Origin of the sequence: Dictyobacter arantiisoli, from assembly GCF_008326305.1 — a bacterium.
In the GTDB taxonomy this organism is placed as follows: Bacteria; Chloroflexota; Ktedonobacteria; order Ktedonobacterales; family Ktedonobacteraceae; genus Dictyobacter; species Dictyobacter arantiisoli.
Map to the genome: position 1 here is coordinate 1 of NZ_BIXY01000200.1, position 2585 is coordinate 2585.

Consider the following 2585-nt stretch of genomic DNA (forward strand, 5'->3'; position numbering starts at 1 on the left):
GTCTGCTGATCCGCTGGGAGAAGCGCCCGCGTTCCTATCAGACCTTGTTGTGCTTGGCTTGTGCGCTCATTTGCTTTCAACAATGTGATCGCGTTTCCTCCTTGTAGGTTTTCGGATAAGTTCATAGGAGCCAGACCCGGCGCGGCTTTCAATATAGCCTTCTGCCAGCAACTGGTCATATGCTTCCAGCACCACATTGCGCGAAATATGCAAGTTCTCTGCCAACTCACGCGTCGATGGGAGTCTCGTCCCTCCTTGCAGTGTGCCGCAGAGGATTTGAGTACTGATGTATTCATATATCTGCCGAATGAGAGATTTGCTTGAAGATCGTTCAATCGGAATCCAGAACATAGCGTCTGCTTACCTTTTCTCCAAAGTGGTACCATCACAAATCAATAGAACTGGCTCTACACCAGACCAGTCCTTGCATGGTATTATACGCCCTGGAAAGATGAAAAGGATTGAAGGACATTTTCCGTGTCATCCTCCAATAACGTGCCAAAAGGAATGTTTCTAAATATACCTTGCGATGGAGCTAAAATGCATATTTTTCAATATCACCCGGACATCCTGACACGATATCCACAGATCGTTGGCGGAACTATCCTGGCTCAAAATGTGACAAATGGTCCAACCCCGGCAGGTTTACAGGCGCTCTACCAGACTGAACAGCAGCGTGTCCTGCAACGCATTGGCGACACCCCCCTGAGTCAGATCGAGTCTTTGGCGGCCTGGCGGCGTGCTTTTCGTGGTTTTGGGGTTGACCCGACCCAATACCGTAGCGCCTCTGAAGCCCTTTTGCGTCGCTTGACCAAAAAAGGCAATATTCCGAGCATCAATCTGCTGGTCGATCTCGGCAATCTCGTGAGCATCCGTTATGGATTGCCTGTAGCGGTATTTGAGAGACATGCATTGCATGGGACAGTAACGGTACATTTTGCCGATGGATTAGAACGCTACAGTGAGTTGGGCACCAGCGATGAGGATCATCCTGAGCCAGGCGAGGTGGTGTTCTCCGACGAAACCGGACTGGTGATCGCACGCCGCTGGTGCTGGCGACAAAGCGAAGCAAGCGCGGCAGTCGAACAAACGCGGGAGTGCCTGATTACAGTTGAAGGACACCATGCTACCAACCGCCATGATGTCGAAGCTGCGTTGGATGACCTGCTTGCTTTGCTGAAAGAATACGCAGGGGGAACCACTACCTCGGCCATCCTGGACGTACACCATCCAGCGTTGATAAGCCCCTTCGGAGATTGAGGAATGGGCAGTTTATGAACTTTTTTGACAGATTCCAATCAGAGCATTCTGTCACAACCAACCAGAGTCATAAATGCGACCATTTTTGGCAGTGATAACTGCTCTTGTATGTAACATATAGCCCTCTCTATCCCAGGGTGCAGGAGTTGCATGCAATATAATCGATACGACGTCATTCTGGTTGAAACCGTGTTTTTGAAGTAACTCTTGGACTGTTATTTTAAGTGATGTGAGAGACAATCGGAGTGGTTGCAACTCTGCAATCTTTGGAGGATAAGGATTCTCGGTAAGCAATTCAATGGCTGTTGTTTCTTCTCCAGCCGCTCGAAGAGCTTGAGCTAAATGTGGCGAAATAAAGCTCAGACCACTTGCGGAATGATGCGTGATATTATGAGCAACCCCTGCAAGATTTGCCAGTTTTGTCATTGCTCTTTTGACCTCTCTTGAAGATACATGATAATGCCATGCCCATAAACTTTCTTCTTATTATGCACCATTGTCTTCAGGCTTAGACGAGTCGTCAGTTGAGTTCTGCCTCTTCCTGGTCTGCCAGTTGACGACGCTCAGGGCCAGGAGCGCCAGGCTTGTGCCTATGCCCAGAGAGAAGATATCGGTCTTACCATTCCAGTTGACAACTGCCGCCAGGAAGGTAACAGCCAGTAAAACAATGATGATCCCAATCAGTTTGCTCTTAAGATCTTCAAACGATCGTAATACTAACCATGAGGGAAGCGCCAGATGCGCATCTATAAAAAGATCATAGAGCCCCAACGCGATAATGTATAGTACCGTACCCAGGAGGAAAATATCTATCAGTTGAATATCCTCAACCGCGAGAAACTTGCTCCCGCTCGCAGTCAAATCAACGTGAGTAAATTCATGCAAGGCGAATACTACTCCTGCCAGGACACCATAGATGAGCGTAATGATTGAGAGAATCAACGAGCCAATAACAGGCAGAAGAATGATATAGCGGGTGCCGAGTACGATACGCGTAAACATACAGCTTCCCTCTCTTTATAAGGATATACTATGCCTACGTTCATCTTAGAGCCTGGATCAAATAGGTATTCGTCTTGAAGGGCAATATCGCCATTAGTTGGGGAGAGCTGGTCGTACGAGGAACGGGAAAGCGCACCTCGGTTGCGACCCTGTCTGTTACCCACATTTTTGGAGTGAAGAAATGATAGAATAGAAGAAAGGAAAAATGAAGAAAAGAGAGAGAGAGAAGAAAAAATGGAGCAAGAGCGCATACAAACCGCTGAACAGTGGGCCGTCCTGAACTATGGGACAGCATTGCTGGCTGATACACGACACACCGCCCG

At 48.2% G+C, this 2585-nt stretch carries 4 protein-coding genes; 1 reads left to right on the forward strand and 3 read right to left on the reverse strand.

From position 1 onward, the window contains the following. Positions 1-66 precede the first annotated feature (66 nt). Positions 67-351 (reverse strand): GntR family transcriptional regulator, encoded by a 285-nt coding sequence (locus F1593_RS30095; RefSeq protein ID WP_149404787.1) that lies wholly within the window; start codon positions 349-351, stop codon positions 67-69. A gap of 189 nt (positions 352-540) precedes the next feature. On the opposite strand from F1593_RS30095, the gene F1593_RS27730 reads away from it, so the two are divergent. Then, complete coding sequence (locus F1593_RS27730) at positions 541-1260, forward strand: B3/B4 domain-containing protein (RefSeq protein ID WP_172632521.1); 720 nt, start codon at positions 541-543, stop codon at positions 1258-1260. Positions 1261-1311: 51 nt separating this feature from the next. Here F1593_RS27730 and F1593_RS27735 read toward each other — a convergent pair whose 3' ends face one another. After that, positions 1312-1686, reverse strand: a complete 375-nt coding sequence (locus F1593_RS27735) for a hypothetical protein (RefSeq protein WP_149404789.1) — start codon at positions 1684-1686, stop codon at positions 1312-1314. A 60-nt stretch (positions 1687-1746) separates the two neighbouring features. Beyond that, a complete protein-coding gene (locus F1593_RS27740) occupies positions 1747-2262 on the reverse strand; it encodes a YqhA family protein (protein ID WP_149404790.1) in 516 nt (171 codons plus the stop codon). Positions 2263-2585: the final 323 nt, after the last annotated feature.